This is a genomic window from Neisseria sp. MVDL19-042950 (assembly GCF_030504625.1).
Lineage (GTDB): Bacteria > Pseudomonadota > Gammaproteobacteria > Burkholderiales > Neisseriaceae > Neisseria.
In genome coordinates this window covers 15,051-32,634 of sequence record NZ_JAUKWH010000013.1, presented here as the reverse complement: position 1 = coordinate 32,634, position 17,584 = coordinate 15,051, and the positions used below count along the sequence as shown (strand labels likewise).

At 56.3% G+C, this 17,584-nt stretch carries 12 protein-coding genes and 1 pseudogene; 7 read left to right on the top strand and 6 right to left on the bottom strand.

Features of this window, described 5'->3' with window-relative positions; translation table 11 throughout:
* Window positions 1-248: 248 nt before the first annotated feature.
* Together hutW and Q0X97_RS10260 are read left to right on the top strand one after the other, a co-directional pair.
* On the top strand, window positions 249-2,075 hold the full coding sequence (gene hutW / locus Q0X97_RS10265; protein ID WP_302067361.1) for a heme anaerobic degradation radical SAM methyltransferase ChuW/HutW: 1,827 nt from the start codon (window positions 249-251) through the stop codon (window positions 2,073-2,075).
* 3 nt (window positions 2,076-2,078) lie between these two features.
* Window positions 2,079-2,693, top strand: coding sequence for an NAD(P)-dependent oxidoreductase (locus tag Q0X97_RS10260; protein WP_302067360.1), 615 nt, complete (start codon window positions 2,079-2,081; stop codon window positions 2,691-2,693).
* Between the two features lie 117 nt (window positions 2,694-2,810).
* Here the strand turns inward: Q0X97_RS10260 and Q0X97_RS10255 are convergent, their stop codons facing one another.
* Both Q0X97_RS10255 and Q0X97_RS10250 read right to left on the bottom strand, forming a co-directional pair.
* Complete coding sequence (locus Q0X97_RS10255) at window positions 2,811-3,335, bottom strand: gluconokinase (RefSeq protein ID WP_302067359.1); 525 nt, start codon at window positions 3,333-3,335, stop codon at window positions 2,811-2,813.
* An 18-nt stretch (window positions 3,336-3,353) separates the two neighbouring features.
* Window positions 3,354-4,739 (bottom strand): GntP family permease, encoded by a 1,386-nt coding sequence (locus Q0X97_RS10250; protein ID WP_302067728.1) that lies wholly within the window; start codon window positions 4,737-4,739, stop codon window positions 3,354-3,356.
* A gap of 317 nt (window positions 4,740-5,056) precedes the next feature.
* Here Q0X97_RS10250 and trkA point away from each other — a divergent pair, with 317 nt between their 5' ends.
* The 3 genes from trkA to recC all read left to right on the top strand — a co-directional run bounded on the left by trkA (window position 5,057) and on the right by recC (window position 11,108).
* The gene (trkA, locus tag Q0X97_RS10245) at window positions 5,057-6,457 is read left to right on the top strand and encodes a Trk system potassium transporter TrkA (protein WP_302067357.1); all 1,401 of its coding nucleotides are present in this window, start codon (window positions 5,057-5,059) and stop codon (window positions 6,455-6,457) included.
* A 237-nt stretch (window positions 6,458-6,694) separates the two neighbouring features.
* On the top strand, window positions 6,695-7,516 hold the full coding sequence (locus Q0X97_RS10240; RefSeq protein ID WP_302067356.1) for a class I SAM-dependent methyltransferase: 822 nt from the start codon (window positions 6,695-6,697) through the stop codon (window positions 7,514-7,516).
* Window positions 7,517-7,892: 376 nt separating this feature from the next.
* Window positions 7,893-11,108 (top strand): exodeoxyribonuclease V subunit gamma, encoded by a 3,216-nt coding sequence (gene recC / locus Q0X97_RS10235; RefSeq protein WP_302067391.1) that lies wholly within the window; start codon window positions 7,893-7,895, stop codon window positions 11,106-11,108.
* Between the two features lie 49 nt (window positions 11,109-11,157).
* Here the strand turns inward: recC and Q0X97_RS10230 are convergent, their stop codons facing one another.
* Window positions 11,158-11,532: a hypothetical protein gene (locus tag Q0X97_RS10230; RefSeq protein ID WP_302067355.1), complete on the bottom strand. Its 375-nt coding sequence runs from the start codon at window positions 11,530-11,532 to the stop codon at window positions 11,158-11,160.
* Here Q0X97_RS10230 and Q0X97_RS10225 point away from each other — a divergent pair, their 5' ends adjacent.
* Complete coding sequence (locus Q0X97_RS10225; RefSeq protein WP_302067354.1) at window positions 11,533-11,820, top strand: hypothetical protein; 288 nt, start codon at window positions 11,533-11,535, stop codon at window positions 11,818-11,820.
* Here the strand turns inward: Q0X97_RS10225 and dnaE are convergent.
* Entirely contained in the window at window positions 11,788-15,222 is a 3,435-nt protein-coding gene (gene dnaE, locus Q0X97_RS10220) for a DNA polymerase III subunit alpha (RefSeq protein ID WP_302067390.1), read from the bottom strand. The two genes, Q0X97_RS10225 and dnaE, sit on opposite strands and share 33 nt — an antisense overlap.
* 71 nt (window positions 15,223-15,293) lie before the next feature.
* Here dnaE and Q0X97_RS10215 point away from each other — a divergent pair.
* A pseudogene (locus Q0X97_RS10215) lies at window positions 15,294-15,430 on the top strand (lipoprotein signal peptidase).
* 66 nt (window positions 15,431-15,496) lie between these two features.
* Here Q0X97_RS10215 and Q0X97_RS10210 read toward each other — a convergent pair.
* Complete coding sequence (locus Q0X97_RS10210) at window positions 15,497-15,835, bottom strand: PepSY domain-containing protein (RefSeq protein WP_302067353.1); 339 nt, start codon at window positions 15,833-15,835, stop codon at window positions 15,497-15,499.
* A 207-nt stretch (window positions 15,836-16,042) separates the two neighbouring features.
* The gene (locus tag Q0X97_RS10205; RefSeq protein ID WP_302067352.1) at window positions 16,043-17,338 is read right to left on the bottom strand and encodes a valine--pyruvate transaminase; all 1,296 of its coding nucleotides are present in this window, start codon (window positions 17,336-17,338) and stop codon (window positions 16,043-16,045) included.
* Window positions 17,339-17,584 lie beyond the last annotated feature (246 nt).

The window sequence follows — 17,584 nt, the reverse complement described above, 5'->3', positions numbered from 1 at the left end:
GACGGCCTCTGTTTATCTCGTTATTCTGTTTGCTTTATTCAAACCGCATTTCCGATACAGTTGTTTTGAAAGGTAAAATATTTTTAGTAAACAAAGCATTGAGTTTGAATTAGTATTTTGTTTCCTTTATCCCGAATAAAAAGATTCATTTATTATTCCGATTTTGATTTATATCAACGCACCGTTTCTCTCAAGTATATATAAAGAAATTCATTATCATTAATATCATTCATAAAGGTTTGCCGACCATGATTCAGGCCATTCAATGGCGGCCCCAGCAAGTTGTGCCGGATGCTTTCCCCGAAAGACAGGCTTTGATGCCGATTTGGGGCGGCGTGCCGTTGCCGCCCGCGCAGTGGCAGAACGTTTGGCGCAAAAATGTCGTACATTCGCTCGATGAAGACGGTTTGGCTTACATACATATTCCGTTCTGCGCCAACCATTGTGTTTTCTGCGGTTTCTACCGCAATCTGTGGAAAGAAGAGCACAGCCGCCCCTACACCGATAAAGTTATCGAAGAACTGGCCTACGAAGCCGAGCTGCGGCAGGGCGGCGGCAAAATACGGGCTGTGTATTTCGGCGGCGGCACACCCACCGCGCTCGCAACCGCCGATTTGGTACGTTTGATAGAGGCCTGTTACCGCTATCTGCCGCTGTCGGATGATTGTGAATTCACTCTCGAAGGCCGCATGAGCCATTTCGGGCTGGATAAAGTGCAGGCTTGCATCGATGCAGGCGTGAACCGTATTTCCATCGGCATCCAAACTTTCGATTCCGCCATCCGCAGGCGTTTGGGGCGCAAACACAGCGGTGAGGAAGCCTTGCGCTATCTGGAACAGCTAAGCCGTCTGAACGTCGTTACCGTTGCCGATTTGATTTTCGGCCTGCCCGGCCAAAGCGATGAAATCTGGGCAAACGATCTCGAATTGGCTTCAAGCCTGCCTTTGTCGGGCTTGGATACCTATGCCTTCAACTGCTACCCCTTTCTGCCGATTAACCGCATGATTGAAAAAGGCGCGTTTCCGCCCCCGCCCGGATTTGATACCCAAGCCTGCCAATACGCTTATGCGGTTGAAAAACTTTCGGAAAAAGGCTGGCAGCAAGTCAGCAACAGCCATTTTGCCTATCCGGGCAGGGGAGAGCGCAACCGCTACAACACCTCGGTAAAATCCAACATGCCCTGCCTGCCGTTCGGTTCGTGCGCGAGCGGCAATTTCCGCGGATACAGCTATCAGGTTCAGAGCGATTTGCAAAGCTATCTCGCCACGCCGCCGAACACCAAAAATTTATCGTTTATGAGCAAACACGGCCCGCACAAACACCTGCTCGGGCAAATCCAGCACAGCATGGAGCAGGGTTCGCTGGACACCGCTTTATTTGCCGACAACCGCGAAGCTCAAAAACTTTTGCAGCAATGGCAGCGGCAATCGCTGCTCCGAATCGGTTCGGACGGCATCGCCCGCCTGAACACCAGCGGCCGCTATTGGTCGCCCACCCTAATCCGCAAGCTGATGCTTGCCCTTCCGGAAACCGATGAAAAGGACGAAAACATGACCGCAGAACTCAGCCCTGAACAACAAACCGTATTGCGCAACTCGCTTGCCGAAATCCCCGGCCAGATTCTCGAAATGCTGGCAGGCCAACACCAATGCAGTTTCGAGTCGGTAATCCGCTGCCTGCCCGAAAACATGGTACGCAAAACCGAAGGCAGCCGTATTGTTGAAATTTTGCAGAGCATTGCCTCATGGAACGAAGCCGTTACCTTTATCGCCCACACGCCCGATGCGATTGTGGAAGTAACCGGAAAATTGCCGGGAGGCAAAATCGGCAGAGGCTTCTACAACTTCGAGCATGCCGAGCAGGGCGGCGTGCACGGGCATATTTATTATGAAAACTGCGCCGCCGTCTACCTGCTGGAACGCCCGTTTATGGGCAAATCAACCGTATCGCTCAACTTCATCAACCGCAAAGGCGGGGCGATGTTTAAAATTTTTGTCGGCCGCGATGAAAACGGCGAATTGCGCGCGAACCAAATCGAAGCGATGCGCCGTTTGTTCGACAACGCGGAGGCGTAAACCATGATGCTGATTTTCGGAGCCAACGGCCCTTCGGGGCGTGCCTTGCTGGAACGCCTGAATAACAAAGATGCCGTTGCCGTTTTAAGAAAACCCGCCGAAGACGGCTTTTTTGCACAACACGGTTTTCAGACGGCCTCTGCCGATGTGCTCGATGCAGGCGCTTGCGAAGCGGTTATCGAACAATACCGCCCTGATACGGTGGTCAGCTTCGTCGGCGGTAAAAACGAACAAGGCATCCGCAGCGACGCAACCGGCAACATCAATATCATTGAAGCTGCCGCCTGCCACGTTCCCGCCGCCCGCTTCGTATTCGTTACCGGCATGGGCTGCGGCGAACAATGGGAGGGGACGAGCGAACCGTTCAAGCAGGCATTGGGTGAGGCCGTGAAAGCGAAAACCGAAGCGGAAAACGTTTTACGCGGCACCGACCTGCGCTGGACGATTCTGCGCCCGTGCGGCTTGGGCAGCGGCGATTCCGACGCTTACCGGCTGCACCAAAACCTTAACGACATTCCCCGCCAATATATGAACCGCAACGGTTTGGCCGCCGCCGTGTGCGAAGTGTTGGGCGATGAAAACAGCATCGGTCGGGTTTATTCGGTAACGGCGGAATAAAACAGCAACAGCTGTGCTTTGCAGTATTTCCCGATATGAACGTGAAAAAAAGGCCGTCTGAAAAGTTTCAGACGGCCTTTCCGATGCCGTATCGTCGACGGCATTCTTCCCCGGTTATCAAACCAGCTTTTGCGCTTCAATCCAAGCTATGATTTCGGCCTGAACATCTTCCGCGTTGCCGGCATTGCAGATACGCACGCCGTTTTCATCGGCTTGCAGGTCTTCCAAAATTTCAAGCTGCGAAGCCAGCATATCCGCTTTCATATAGTGGCCTTTGCGTGCCATCATCCGTTCTAAGTTCACATCGTGCGGCGGGGCGAGGTGGATGAACACCACTTTGCCTTCGGCTTCGCGCAGAATATCGCGGTATTGGCGTTTCAAGGCCGAACACGTTACCACGCTGACGGTTTCGCCGTTGCGTGCCTGCCTGCTCATCCAATCGCGCAGATTGCGCAGCCACGGATAGCGGTCTTCATCGGTAAGCGGAATGCCCGAACCCATTTTGTTGCGGTTGGCTTGCGAATGAAAATCGTCGCCTTCGGCATAAGGGCATCTGTAATGTTGTTGCAGGGCAACCGCAGCGGTGGTTTTGCCGCAGCCGCTCACACCCATCACCACGAAATGCACGGTCGGTTTGCTCATCTCGGCGCTCCTTTATCGTTACAACACGCTGAATGCCAAAGTAGACAAAGCAAAGCCGATAATGGCAATCAGGGTTTGGTTGACCGTCCACGTTTTCAGCGTAGTGGGCACGTCCATATCCAGCAGGCGGCCCACCAGCCAGAAGCCGGAATCGTTGAAGTGGCTCACGCCCACCGAACCGGCAGCAGTCGCCAATACAATCGCGGCAAGCTGCCAGTCGCTGAAGCCGGCGGCGGCAACGGCGGGAGCCATCAGCGCGGCGGCGGTGGTTAAAGCCACGGTTGCCGAACCTTGTGCGATACGCAGAGCCAATGCCACCAAGAAGCAGCCCAGCAATACGGGAATACCCAGTTGCCCCATGCTGTCGGCCAAAGCCTGACCGATGCCGGAAGCACGCAGCACGCCGCCGAACATACCGCCCGCACCGGTAATCAGAATCACCGAGCAAACGGGGCCGAGTGCGCCGTCGATGGTTTTTTCGAGTGCCGACGCTTTTTCGCCGCGCTTACGCCCCAGCACGAACATCGCAACCAATACCGAAATCAGCAGCGCAATTGGTGTCGAACCGATCATACGCAGGGTTTTCACCCATTCGGCGTTGCCGTCGACCATTTTTTCGGCAATCAGCGTGGCCAAGCCGGTGTTGAGGAAAATCAGCAACATCGGAATCAGCATAATGCCGATAACCGTGCCGGCTCGGGCGGGCGCTTTGGGTTCGTCGTCATCCTGTTTGCCGCCGCTGAGCAAGTCCGGCACCGGCACATGAATGCGGCGGCCGAGAAACTGACCCAGCAGATAACCGCTGAAATACCAAGTGATGAAAGCCAGCGGCAAACCGAGCAGCAACACGTGGCCGATGCTGGCACCGTAAAATTCGGATGCGGCAATCGGGCCCGGATGCGGCGGCAGAAACACGTGCATTACCGAAAACGCGCCGATGGAAGCCAAGCCGTAGGGCAGAACCGGTGCTCTCATGCGGCGGGCGGTGGCAAACACAATCGGCAGCATCACCACCAAACCGGCATCAAAGAAAATCGGAAAACCGAAAATCAGCGAAGCCACGCCTAAGGCGAAAGGCGCGCGTTTCTCGCCGAACGCCCGCACCAACGCATCGGCCAGCGATTGCGCCCCGCCCGACGTTTCCACCAAACGGCCGAGCATCGCGCCCAAACCCACCAGCAAGGCCACATTGCCGAGCGTACCGCCGAAACTTTTCACCAGCACGTCGCCCACGATATTGCCCATCGGCAGGCCGGTGGCGATGGCGGTAAGCAGGCTGACGATCATCAAGGTCAGCAGGGCGTGCACGCGGAATTTGATGATCAGCACCAAAATCAGCAGAATCGCCCCCGCCGCAATGCCGAGCAACTCACCCGTGCCTAAAGTTTGGGTCCAGTTTTCCATTGTTTGAGTCCTTTGAATCGATAGCTATTTAATCAATAGGTATTTTAAAGTTATATCCCGCTACTCTACCGTTTTTACCGACAGGCGGGTATGACGCAAGTCAAGCGTAATCGGTTTGCAGACGGCCTCCGTCGCATTGCAGAACTTTTATCGTGCGGCCGTTTTCGTGCGCGGCGGTTGCCGTTCGGTTTTATAGCGACGGCATGTTTTGCATAACGCCGCCCGACATGGCTGCTTAAAATACTTTTTCAGACGGCCTTTTCCGTGCCTTTTGGTTTAAAATACCTTTCTTTTACCGCTTTGATACGGCAACCAACGTGAAAATACTGATACTCGGCAGCGGCCAAGTCGGTTCGACCGTCGCCCAAAACCTTGCCTCTCTGCCCGGAAACGATGTAACCATCGTCGACATCAACGAAAAAGCCTTGCAGAATTTGAGCAGCAAGCTCGATGTGCAGACCATGCTCGGCAATGGCGCGTCGCCGTTTGTGCTCAAACGCGCGGGCGCGGCCGATGCCGATTTGCTACTGGCACTTACCCGCAGCGACGAAACCAATATCGTGGCTTGTAAAATGGCGGCGGATTTGTTCAATATTCCCAGCCGCATCGCCCGCGTCCGCTCCACCGATTACCTTGATTACCGCACCGAAGGCGAAGACAACGGTAACAGTTTGGATTTGTTCGACATCACCGAATCGATCAGCCCCGAACAACTGGTTACCGAACGCTTGGTCGGCCTGCTCAGCTACACCAGCGCCTTGCAGGTATTGCGTTTCGCCGACGACAAAGCGTGTATGGTCATCGTGCAGGCGCGTAAGGGCGGACTGCTGGTGAATAAAGAAATTTCCCAAATCAACCAACACCTTCCCGACGGTGTGGACTGCCAGATTTGCGCCATTTACCGCAACAACCATCTGATTGTGCCTTCCGCGCAAACCGTGATTATCGAAGGCGACGAAGTATTTTTCGTGGCCGGCACGGAAGACGTGGCCGCCATCATGCGCGAGCTGCGGCCGCGCGAGCAAAGCAACCGCCGCATCATGATTGCCGGCGGCGGCAACATCGGCTACCGGCTGGCGAAACAGCTTGAAAACCAATACGATATCAAAATCATCGAATACAACCGCAACCGTGCCGAATGGCTGGCCGAGCATCTCGACAATACGCTGGTGCTGCAAGGCACGGCTACCGACGAAACGCTGCTTGATGAAGAATACATCGACGAAATCGACGTGTTCTGCGCCCTCACCAACGACGATGAAAGCAACATCATGTCGAGCCTGCTGGCCAAAAACCGCGGTGCCAAACGGGTGATTACCATCGTGAACCGCTCCAGCTATGTGGATTTGCTCGAGGGCAATAAAATCGACATCGTGGTTTCGCCGCACTTGATTACCATCGGCTCGATACTCGCCCACATCCGCCGCGGCGACGTGGTGGCCGTCCACCCTTTGCGGCGCGGCACGGCGGAGGCCATCGAAGTGGTGGTGCACGGCGACAAACACACTTCTTCGCTGGTCGGCCGCCGCGTATCCGAAATCAAGTGGCCGTCGGGCTGCCATTTCGCCGCCCTCGTGCGCGATAACGAAGTGGTGATGGGGCATAAAGAAGATGCCGTGATGGAAGACGGCGACCACATCATCTTCTTCGTATCCCGCCGCCGCGTGCTGCGCGAACTGGAAAAACTGATTGCCGTGAAGATGGGCTTCTTCGGTTGATTGACATTAAAACCGCAGGCCGTCTGAAAAGTTTTCAGACGGCCTGCGGTTTTATATTGCGTGCAAACGTGCGGGCGGATGATACTGCAATCTGCCGAAGTTATCGGTTTTTGTAAAGTTTTCGGAGCATTTTATTGCATATAATCAAATCTCGGCCAAATAAAATTACATTTTTTTGACAAGCGTTTGGAAGTGATTAGAATATATAGTCAAATGCCATTTTTTGAAAGAAACGTTATGTTGCAACCCGATTTTCAAGATGCCGTTTCCGATACTTCGCTGATTTCCCTGTATATGAAGTCTCTCGAATCGCAGAAAGACGACCCCGTTATTTGCGATTCCACTGCCTGCGGGCTGGTAAAACAGATAGATTTCGATTTCAACACTTTCCGCAAGGCCAAGAAAAGCGCGCTGGGCGTGGCCATACGTGCTTCTTATTTCGACCGCGTAGCCGCCGATTTCATCCGAACCCGCCGGCGGCCGGTAGTAATCGAGCTGGGTTGCGGCTTGGACGACCGCATGAGCCGCATCGGTAGGGCCGCCGAGAAAGCCTTTTTCTACCAGATCGACCTGCCTTCGGTGATCAAACTAAGAGCAGCCCTGCTGCCTGCATTGAGCAACGAAGACCTGCTCGGCAGTTCGATATTGGACACACATTGGATGTGCACGCTGCGCCGCCTGCACCCCGATTCGCAATTCCTGATTATCGCCGAAGGAGTGTTGATGTATTTTTCCCGCGAACAGATTGCAAAACTTTTTCAAAATATCGCCGCCCATTTCAAACGCTGCAACAGCGAAATATTGTTTGACGTACTCAGCACATGGGGCTGCCGCCATACCTACCTCCATCCGGCATTGAGAAGAAACGGCGCACGTTTCGATTACGGCTGCGACAGCGACCGCGAAATGGAAAATTGGGCGGAAAACCTGAGTTTGATCGACAGCCGCTGCTACTGCGATTTCGACACTTGGAAACGCGCGGGCTGGCGCGGGTGTCTGCTGAAACGGTTTGCCTCGCTGCGGAACATGGGCCGCATGCTGCACTACCGTATCGTGTAAAAAGAGGCCGTCTGAAAACTTATTTTCAGACGGCCTGTTGCAATCGCACCAAGCCCGCAGCCGTCTCTAGCCTCTTGGCAGCCCCATAGGGCCGATAAACTTATTTCTGATATAGGGCGCAAACCGCGGGCGGCACAAGCAGCATGCAGCCGATTCCGTTGCCGTTGGGCGGCTTGCAAAATCATTCTCCTCAAGCTGGGGCGCGGCAACGCTGTAGCAAGGCAAGTTTATCGGCCATATCTTTCCGCCTTTCAGACGGCCTCCCGTATGTTCGGCAGGCCGTCTGAAAAAACGGTTGCACAAACTGCCGTTGCGGTTTTCAGACGGCCTCTCTTCATTCATAATCCCGCTATCCGTCCACACCGCCAAAGCCACCATGCTTTATCTTTACCAATCCAACCGCCTTGAAAACCTCGCCGCCATTTTCACCCGACTGCAACAACTCGCCCCGCTGCAAAACCCGCTGGCAGCAGAGCAGATTGTGGTGCAAAGCCAAGGCATGCGCCGTTATCTGAACACGTATCTCGCGCGCGAATTAGGCGTGGCGGCCAACCTGCATTTCAGCCTGCCCGCCGGTTTGACTTGGCGGCTGATGTGCGGGCTGATTCCCGATATTCCCGCCCTCAGCCCGTTTGCGCCCGAAGTGATGCGCTGGCGGCTGCTCGATTTGTTTCAAAGCCCCGTTTTTCAGACGGCCTCCGAATACGAAGCGGCACGCTCGGCGCTGCACGGCTATCTCGGCAGCGGCGAATCGGCGGCCTATCAGTTGGCGGGGCAGCTTGCCGATATTTTCGACCAATATCTGGTTTACCGCCCGCAATGGATCAACACTTGGCAGGCCGGCGGGCTGGCGGGATTGGGCGGCGACGAAATCTGGCAGGCGCAGTTGTGGCGTTATCTCGACGACGGCCGGCAAACCGCCCCCCACCGCGTGGCCTTGTGGCGGCAACTGCTCGACGCATTGAGCGCCGACAAACTGCCCGAACGCTTTTTCGTGTTCGGCATCGCAACCATGGCACCGATGTATCTGCAACTGTTGCAGGCGCTGGCAGAGCATTGCGACGTACACATTTTCGCCCTCAATCCCAGCAGCGAATACTGGGGCAACGTTATCGAAGCCGCGCAGATTCTGCAAAGCGAAGACGACATCGACCTTTCGCAAAGCGGCCACCCGCTGCTTGCCTCGCTGGGCAAACAAGGGCGCGATTTTTTCGACGCGCTTGCCGAAGCGCAGATCGCCGAAGAGCGCAACTATTTCACCGACATGGACAGCGTTCAGACGGCCTCCGAGCCTACTTTGCTGCACCGTTTGCAGTACGACATCCAAACCCTGACCCTGCCGTCTGAAAAAACAAACAAAGCCATGTTGGACGACGGCTCCGTCCGCGTGGTTTCCGCCCACAGCCCTTTGCGCGAATTGCAGGTGTTGAAAGACCAACTGCTGAACATTCTTGCCGAACACCCCGATTGGCAGCCGCACGACATCGCCGTACTCACCCCGAACATCGAACCTTACAGTCCCTTTCTCGAAGCTGTGTTCGGGCAGGCGCAAGACGGCGTGCAGGCATTGCCGTATTCCGTTTCCGACGTGAAACTCAGCCGCCGCCAGCCCTTGCTCTATGCGCTCGAACAAACCCTCGCACTGCTCGAAAGCCGCTTTGAAGTAAACCGCCTGCTGCCGCTGTTGGACAACGGCCTCGTGCTCGACCGCTTCAGCCTCAGCCGCGAAGACTTGCCGCTGTTGCACGACACCATCGCCCAACTCAACGTACATTGGGGCTTGGACGGCACCATGCGCGGCCGCAGCGACAACCTCTTCACATGGCAGCAAGGCTTGGAACGCCTCGTGCTCGGCTGGCTGCTGCCCGAAAGCGGCAACCCCTTGTGGCGCAACATCAGCGCATGGCACGGCGACCCCAACCAAACCGCCGTGTTCAGCCGCTTCGCCGCATTCGTGCGCACGCTGGCCGACACCGCCCGCCGCTGGCAGCAGCCCGCAGGCATAGAAGAATGGACGGAACGCGTGCGCCGGCTGCTCGCCGACCTTTTCGCCACGGGCAGCGACGACCAACACGCCCTGCAACAGCTCGAACAGGCACTTGCCCGCTGGCAGGAAGAAGCCGCGCTCGCCCGCTTCGGCGGCAAACTGCCCCGACACACCGTTATCCGCCATCTCGGCCGCTTTCTCGACAGCGAAAGCCAAGCCGGATTTCTACGCGGCGGCATCACCTTTTGCAGCATGGTGCCCATGCGCAGCCTGCCGTTCAAAGTGATCTGCCTGCTCGGGCTGAACGACGGCAATTTCCCGCGCAACACCAAAGCCGCCGCCTTCGACCTGATTGCCAAACACCCGCAAAAAGGCGACCGCGCCCGCCGCGACGACGACCGCTACCTTTTCCTCGAAGCCATCATCAGCGCGCGCGAAATCCTCTATCTGTCTTATGTAGGGCGCAGCATCCACAGCGACGAACCGCTCGCCCCTTCCGCCCTGCTCAACGAACTCATCGACACCGTTGCCGCCATGACCGGCACGCGCAGCAAAGACCTGCACCAACAATGGGTGAAACAGCAGCCCCTGCAAGCCTTCTCGCACCGCTATTTCACCCTGCAAGCCTTTTCAGACGGCCTTATCAGTTCCCGCAAAGACTATGCCGCCGCCCTCAACGCCCCCGCCGCCGAAACCGCCCCGTTTTTCAGCGAACCGCTCGGCAACGCCTCCGACCCCACCGGGCCGCAAATGATCGGCCACCACGAATTCATCGCTTTCTGGCGCAACCCCGTGCGCGCATGGCTGCAACACACCCTCGGCTGGCGCGAACCCTACCGCGACGGCGCATGGGAATCCGCCGAACCTTTCGAACCGCAGCAGCCGGAAGCCATCGTCGCCGCCTACACCGCCGCCCGCCGCAACCGCGAAGATTTCCGGCAAACCGCCCGCCGCCTGCAAGCCGCCAGCCTTTTCCCCGCGGGCGAGCTCGGCACATTGTGGCAAAACCGATATCAAACCGATGCCAAATCGCTGGACGGCGAACTCGTATGCAGCCCCAAACTGCCTGCCCGCGCCTACACCCTCGTTTTGGAAAACGGCACGCTCGAAGGCAGCCTCAACAACCTCTACCGGCACGGGCAGATTTATTTTTTAAACAAAACACCCTCCGCCCCCGACCGCATCGCCCGCATGCTCGAGCACCTCATTTTCTGCGCCGTGGGGCCGTCTGAAACCGACTGCCGCGCCACCCATCTGCTTCTGCCCGGCAACCCCCAAACCTTACCCGAAATCCCCCGACAAACCGCTTGCGAACTCTTGGAAAAGTGGCTCGAATACTACCGGCTCGGCCAAGCCCGCCCGCTGCCCTTTTTCGCCAAAACCAGCCTTGCCGCCGCCGAAGAATGGCATAAAACCGGAGAGGGCGGAAAAGCCCTTTCCAGAGCCTATAAAGAATATCTCGGCAATAAAGAAAACACCGGCCAGAAAAGCTATACCGAAGTGGCGCTGGTGTTCGGCGGCACCGACCCCATAGAAACGCCGCTGTTTTTGAATCTGATTGAAGACTTGCTGCGGCCTTTGTTGCAGAACTTGAATGCCGAATAGACATGGCGAATATGTAAAGAGGCCGTCTGAAAAGCACGTTGGTAGATTTTCAGACGGCCTCTTCACGGGTAGGGCGCGCATCCCTGCCCGCCGTTAGGCATTGTTGGGAGGAAAGGCGGGCAGGGATGCCCGCCCTACGGTTGGGGTTTGCTTGGTTGGTCTGAAACGGTTCGGTTTGAAACAGGGCGGGTGCATCATCTGCATTTGTCAACCGGCACGGAATCCAAATGTTCGTGCATACAGAAACAGAGGCCGTCTGAAAGGCTTGTCGGCAAGTTTTCAGACGGCCTGCGTAGGGCGGGCATCCTTGCCCGCCGTTAGGCATTGTTGGGAGGGAGAGGCGGGCAGGGATGCCCGCCCTACGGTTGGGGTTTGCTTGGGCTGGTGTGAAACGGTTTGGTTTGGAACAGAGCGGATTCATCATTTGAATTTGCCGACCGGCAGGGAATCTAAATATTCGCGAATGCAGAAACAGAGGCCGTCTGAAAGGTTTGTCGGCAAGTTTTCAGACGGCCTGCGTAGGGCGGCATCCTTGCCCGCCGTTGGGCATTGTTGGGAGGGAGAGGCGGGCAGGGATGCCCATCCTACGGGGCTGTCGTCAATAAAAGGCCGTCTGAAAAACCATTTTATCACTACAAACGGTTTTTCAGACGGCCTTCTCCATCTTCCCCCCCAAATCTTACCAATTCACCCGCACGGAGCGTCCGCCTAAAAGGGTTTCCAGTTTGCCGAAGAGTTCCGCGCTCGGCGTTACCGTCCATTTGGGCGGAATCTGCAAGTCGCCGGCGGCTGCGGCGTTGCTGTATGAGAGGCGCAACGGGATGTGGCCGGTGTCGGGCAGGCGGTGGGCGTTCAGCAGTGCCACTAAGGCGGGGATGTCGTGTTCGGGTTTGAGGCTCAGGCTCAGGCTGCGGGCGTAGCGTTCGCGGGCGGTTTGCAGGGTCATCACTTGATTGGCCATGATGCGCAGGGCATCGCCGCCGCTGTAATCGTCACGGCTGATTTTGCATTCCATAATCAGCACTTGGTCGGCTTTCAGACGGCCTGCGCTTTCTTCCAGCACGGGGCCGGTAATCATCACTTCCACTTGGCCGCTTTGGTCTTCGAGCGTGGCAAAGGCGATTTTGCCGCGTTTGCCCATCATGGTGCGCACGGCGGTGGTAAAGCCGGCCACGCGCACGTTGTCTTGCGGTTTCAGACGGCTTAGGCGGGTGGGGGCGATTTGGCGCACTTCTTCGGCGTAGGGGCCGAAGGGGTGGCCGGAAAGGTAGAAGCCGAGCACTTGTTTTTCTTCGGCGAGTTTTTCCGATTCGCTCCACGCGGGGGTTTCTTCCATCTGCACGGGTTCGATGGCATCTTCTACGAAGTCGAACAGCCCGCCCTGATTGGCGTTGGCGGCTTTTTGTTCGGCGTTGCTGATGGCTAAGTCGATATTGGCGATCAGCATGGCGCGGTTGGGGTTGAGGTTGTCGAACGCGCCGGCGCGTATCAGCGATTCCACCGTGCGTTTGTTGAGGTGGGCTTTGTCGACGCGTTCGCAGAAATCGAGCAGGTCTTTGAATTTGCCGCTCTCTTTGCGTGCCTGCATGATGGCTTCGACCGCGCCTTCGCCCACGCCTTTGACGGCACCGAGGGCGTAGCGGATTTGTTTTTGGTTATTCGGCGTGAACAGGTAATCCGATTCGTTGATGTCGGGCGGCAGGAACGAAATGCCGTTGGCGCGTGCGTCGTCGTAGAAATGTTTGAGCTGGTCGGTGTTGTCCAACTCGCTCGACATGGTGGCGGCCATGAATTCGGCGGGATAATGGGCTTTCAGCCATGCGGTTTGGTAGGAAATCAGCGCGTAGGCGGCGGCGTGCGATTTGTTGAAGCCGTAGCCGGCGAATTTTTCCATGTAGTCGAAAATTTCGTCGGCTTTTTCGCGGGAAATGTTTTTTTCTTCCGCGCCTTTGGCGAAGATTTCGCGGTGTTTCACCATTTCTTCGGGTTTTTTCTTACCCATGGCGCGGCGCAGCAAGTCCGCACCGCCGAGCGAGTAGCCGCCGATCACCTGCGCGGCCTGCATCACCTGCTCTTGGTAAACCATGATGCCGTAAGTAGGCTCCAGCACCGGCTCCAGCAACGGGTGGATGTATTCAAACGCCTGCCCTTTCATACGGGCGACGAAATCGGGAATGTTGTCCATCGGGCCGGGGCGGTAGAGCGATACGAAGGCGATCAACTCTTCAAATTTGGTGGTGTGCGCCGTTTTCAGCATTTTTTTCATGCCGGTCGATTCAAACTGGAAAACGGCGGTGGTGTTGGCATCGCGGAAAATTTTGTAGGCGGCTTGGTCGTCGAGCGGAATGGTGTTCACGTCGATTTCTTCGCCGACGGTGTTTTTAATGTTTTCCTGCGCCATTTCGATAATGGTGAGGTTGCGCAAGCCCAAGAAGTCGAATTTCACCAAGCCCACGTCTTCTACGTCGCCTTTGTCGTACATCGACACGGGCGAGGCGGATTCGTCGGCCTGATACACGGGGCTGAAGTCGGAAATTTTGCCCGGCGCGATCAACACGCCGCCCGCGTGCATGCCGAGGCCGCGCGTGAGGTCTTCCAGCTTTTTCGCCAGCACCATCAAATCTTCCGCACCTTCGCTTTCAATCAGCTCTTTGATTTCCGGCTCCATTTCCATCGCTTTGTCCAAGCTCACGGGGCGGTTGGCTTCGAGCGGAATCAGTTTCGACAAGCGGTCGCACAGGCCGAACGGCAGTTCCAGCACGCGGCCCACGTCGCGGATGACGGCTTTCGACGACATGGTGCCGAAGGTAACAATCTGGCTCACGGCATCGGCACCGTATTTTTCGCGCACATATTCAATCACGCGGCCGCGGTTGCTTTGGCAGAAGTCGATATCGAAGTCGGGCATGGAAACGCGTTCGGGGTTTAAGAACCGCTCGAACAGCAGCGCGTATTTCAGCGGGTCGAGGTCGGTGATTTTCAGCGCGTAGGCCACCAGCGAGCCTGCGCCCGAACCGCGCCCCGGCCCCACGGGGCAGCCGTTGTTTTTCGCCCAGTTGATGAAGTCTTGTACGATGAGGAAATAGCCCGGAAAGCCCATTTGGATGATGATGCCCAATTCAAAATCCAAACGCGCCTGATATTCGGGCATTTTTTCGGCGCGTTCCGCTTCGTCGGGGTAAAGCTGCATCATGCGCTCTTGCAGGCCCTCGTTGGAAAGTTGGGTCAGATAATCGTCGAGCGACATGCCGTCAGGCGTGGGGAACAGCGGCAAAAAGTTTTTGCCCAGCGTGAGCGTGAGGTTGCAGCGTTTGGCGATTTCCACCGTGTTTTGCAGCGCTTCGGGCAGGTCGGCGAACCGCTCCGCCATCTGCTCCGGCGAGGCGAAATATTGGCTCGGCGTGAATTCGTGCGGGCGTTTTTTGTCGGCCAGCACCCAGCCGCCGGCAATGCACACCCGCGCTTCGTGGGCGCTGAAGTCTTCTTGGTTGAGAAACTGGGTCGGATGGGTGGCGACTACGGGCAAATCCAATTCCGCGGCGATTTCCAAGCTGCCGGATACCGAAGTTTCCCATTGCGGGCGTTCGGGCAGGCGTTGCAGTTCGAGATAAAACGCATTGGGAAACCACGCCGCGTATTTCTGCGCCGCCGCTTTGGCTGCGTCGGGGTGGCCGTTGATCAGGTTGACACCCACTTCGCCGTAATGCGCGCCCGATAAGCAAATCAGGCCGCTGTTGTCGCCCTCGGCCAGCCACGCCTGCCGCAGTTCGGCATGATCGACGTTGCGGTCTTTGCCCACATAGGCGGCGGTGAGCAGTTCGCTCAGGCGCAGGTAGCCGCTGTCGTTTTTTACAATCAGCATGGCGCGGAAAGGTTTGTCGGGCGCGGCGGGGTTTTCAATCCACACGTCCGCCGCCGCTACCGGCTTGATGCCCGCGCCGCGGCAGGCTTTGTAGAATTTCACCAAGCCGAACATGTTCATCAAATCGCTCACGCCCAGCGCAGGCAGGCCGTCTGAAACGGCTTTTTTCACGGCATCTTTGATGCGCACCGTGCCGTCGGTAATCGAAAATTCGGTGTGCAGGCGCAGGGGGATGTAGATGGGATCGGTCATGGCGGGAAAATGTGCGGCGGAAATAAAGGCGTATTGTAGCAGGGTTTGGGGCAAGAATTAGGCCGAGACCTTTGCAAAACCCTCATCTGCGGCGCATTTCTGCGTTGTGCGCTGCTCGCTCGTTTGCCTATCGTGTGATATGTCTGCACTCGCTGTGCTGCTACGCCTTGAACTGCATCCACATCTGAGGGTTTTGAAAAGGTCTTGAGGCCGTCTGAAAAACGGCAAACGGTTTTTCAGACGGCCTCTAAGGTGTGGTGCCGCTTATGCGGGCTTACATTTGCACCGGCATATTATTGCTGTGATAGTGGTATTTTTTGTGGCCTTTGGTGTGAACGCCTAAGACTTTGCCGTCGTCGGCATCAACGATAACTTTGTGCTTCAAACCGTCGGCCAACACTTCCACTTCGTAACGGCCGCCGGTGTGGTAGTCGTATTCAAACTCCACTTCTTTGGCGTAACCGCCGGTTTGCGCCACGGCGTTGGCAGCCGCTTCTTTACCTGAAACGGGGGCGAACAAGCCGAAAGAGAAGGCGGCGATAAGCGCACCGCCGACAACCGACAAAGCGGCGAGAAACGCTATGCCGTTGAAAATTTTGCGTGTGGTGATCATGGTTACTCCTTAAATGGAATTTCGCCGAGAGGCGGTGCATGGCCGGAAAACCGGATATCCGCGCCGTTTGCGGTTTCTTGCTGTGTGCCGCCGGCCGGTTTTCCGACTATATATTAAAAGCAAAGAGTTAGTGGAAAATTAGGAAACGGAAAAAGGCCGTCTGAACAATATTTTTCAGACGGCCTCCCACCTATGCGCAAAAAAATTTCAGCGTGCTTCGTCGTAAACCGCCCGCACGGTTTCGCCGATGGCGGCGATGCCTTTGCGCAGGGTTTCTTCGTCTTGCGCGATGCTCATGCGGATACATTCGTGGGCATGGCGGTAGTTGGCGGTATCGAGGCCGACGAAGAAGTGTTCGCTCGGAATAATCAGCGTGCCGGCGGCTTTCAGGCGTTCGTAGAGGGTTTGCGAGGAAACCGGCAGCCCTTCAAACCACAGCCACAGGAAAATCGCGCCTTCGGGTTTGTGGATTTTCATCGGATAGCCGGCCAGCTCTTTTTTCAGCAGCGACACGGCGAGGGCGGCCTGCTTGCGGTAAAACGGCTGCACCACGGTATCGGAGAGGGTTTTCAGACGGCCGTCGCGCAGCAGCGGCGTGGCGACGGCGGCACCGAAGCGGGTAGGCGCAAGGTTCACAATTGCGTTCAAGGCGGTAACGGCTTTCACGACTTCAGGGCTGGCGACGATGATGCCGGTGCGCACGCCGGGCAGGCCGATTTTGGATAAGCTGAAGCAGAGAATGATATTGTCGTGCCAAGTCAGGGTGGCTTTGCTGTAAATGATGTTGGGGAAAGGCATGCCGTAAGCGTTGTCGATAATCAACGGAATGCTGTGCTCTTGCGCCAGCTTGTCGAGACGCGCCATTTCGTCGTCGGTGAGGACGTTGCCGGTGGGGTTGGTGGGGCGCGAGCAGCAGATGGCGCCGATTTTGCCGGCTTTCAGTTCGGGCAGGTTTTCCAGTGCTTCGAAATCGACGCGGTATTTGTAGAAGCCGCTCTCGCCTTCGTGCTCGACTTCTTCGATATGCGGCGCGACGGAGATGAAATGTTTGCCTTCTACATGTGCATCGGCATAGCCGACGTATTCGGGCGCGAGCGGCAGCAGGATGGATTTGTCGGTGCTGCCGCCGTTTTCGTCGAAGCGTCCGCCGAAGAGGTTGAAGAGATAGAAAAAGGCGTTTTGCGAACCGTTGGTTAAGACGATATTGTCGGCCGTGATGCCCCAGCCGTATTCGCGGTTGAAAAACTCGACCAGCGTATTGATCAAACCGGCATCGCCCTGCGGGGTGGAATAGTTTCCTATGCTTTCTACGGCGGCTTCGTTATCGACCAACTCTTGCAGCACTTGCCTGTAAACGCGGTTGATTTCGCCGATACGCGCAGGATTGCCGCCGCCGAGCATGTTGACGGGTTTGTCGCTGTTGAGCGCTTTGCCCAAATCGTCCATCAATTGCAGAATGCCGCTGTTGCGGGTGAATTTTTGGCCGAAAGCGGAGAATTGCATGGCAGGGTTCCTTTTTTATATCGAGATGAAAAGGATTATAACCCTGCCTGCTGTTTTTCTGTATGGGGAATAACGGTTTAGCGGTTTGTTTATGCGGTTTGAGTGCGAAGCGGAGAACATACGGCTAATCAGTTGATAGCTTTTGTTAATCGGATAGCTGTATGATTTATGCTATTGTTGAAAATAGTTCTCATTATTGATAATATGAAAACGGTTGGCAGATACGCTTTATCCGTCTGCTGCTTA

Excerpts from the sequence above, each read along its gene's own strand:
- Q0X97_RS10250 (WP_302067728.1), bottom strand. The coding sequence starts at position 4,739 with ATGGAAAACTGGACCCAAACTTTAGGCACGGGTGAGTTGCTCGGCATT.
- Q0X97_RS10210 (WP_302067353.1), bottom strand. The coding sequence starts at position 15,835 with ATGATCACCACACGCAAAATTTTCAACGGCATAGCGTTTCTCGCCGCT.
- Q0X97_RS10255 (WP_302067359.1), bottom strand. The coding sequence starts at position 3,335 with ATGAGCAAACCGACCGTGCATTTCGTGGTGATGGGTGTGAGCGGCTGC.
- Q0X97_RS10260 (WP_302067360.1), top strand. The coding sequence starts at position 2,079 with ATGATGCTGATTTTCGGAGCCAACGGCCCTTCGGGGCGTGCCTTGCTG.
- recC (WP_302067391.1), top strand. The coding sequence starts at position 7,893 with ATGCTTTATCTTTACCAATCCAACCGCCTTGAAAACCTCGCCGCCATT.
- dnaE (WP_302067390.1), bottom strand. The coding sequence starts at position 15,222 with ATGACCGATCCCATCTACATCCCCCTGCGCCTGCACACCGAATTTTCG.
- Q0X97_RS10205 (WP_302067352.1), bottom strand. The coding sequence starts at position 17,338 with ATGCAATTCTCCGCTTTCGGCCAAAAATTCACCCGCAACAGCGGCATT.
- Q0X97_RS10230 (WP_302067355.1), bottom strand. The coding sequence starts at position 11,532 with ATGATGAATCCGCTCTGTTCCAAACCAAACCGTTTCACACCAGCCCAA.
- hutW (WP_302067361.1), top strand. The coding sequence starts at position 249 with ATGATTCAGGCCATTCAATGGCGGCCCCAGCAAGTTGTGCCGGATGCT.
- Q0X97_RS10240 (WP_302067356.1), top strand. The coding sequence starts at position 6,695 with ATGTTGCAACCCGATTTTCAAGATGCCGTTTCCGATACTTCGCTGATT.